Annotated in this window: 1 protein-coding gene; it reads left to right on the top strand. The window is 73.0% G+C overall.

Features of this window, described 5'->3' with window-relative positions; translation table 11 throughout:
* The coding region (selD, locus tag ACMUOY_RS20985) for a selenide, water dikinase SelD (protein WP_413894627.1) at positions 1-469 on the top strand (469 nt) is incomplete at its 5' end.
* Between the last annotated feature and the right edge of the window lie 50 nt (positions 470-519).

A 519-nucleotide genomic window follows, 5' to 3' on the forward strand; every position in this document is an offset into this window, starting at 1 on the left:
GGGCCCGCAAGGCTATGCGCAGATGATGGCCAGCACGACGAAGCTCAACACCCCCGGCCCGGACCTGGCCGCGCTCGCCGGCGTGCACGCGCTGACGGATGTCACCGGCTTCGGCCTGGCCGGCCACGCGCTGGAGATCGCCCGCGGCGCGAACTGCACGGTGCACATCGACTGGGCCAATGTGCCCCTTCTGGACGGCGTGCGTGAGCTGGCCGGGCAAGGCATGGTCACCGGCGCCTCCGGCCGCAACTGGGCGGCCTACGGCGCCGAGGTGGCGCTGCCCGACGGCTTTGCGCCGCAGGACCAGGCCCTTTTGTCCGACCCCCAGACCAGCGGCGGCCTGCTGGTGTCGTGCGCGCCCGAGGCGCTGGAGAGCGTGCTGGCGATCTTCCAGCGACACGGGTTTGACCGGGCTGGCGTGGTGGGCCGGATCGAGCCGGCGGGCGCGGCGCGGCTGGTGGTGGGCTGATCGGGCCCCAAGACCATCAGCGTCGCAGCAGACGCTGCAGCCAGCCCTTG

It is taken from the genome of Candidatus Skiveiella danica (assembly GCF_022705245.1).
Lineage (GTDB): Bacteria > Pseudomonadota > Gammaproteobacteria > Burkholderiales > Burkholderiaceae_C > Skiveiella > Skiveiella danica.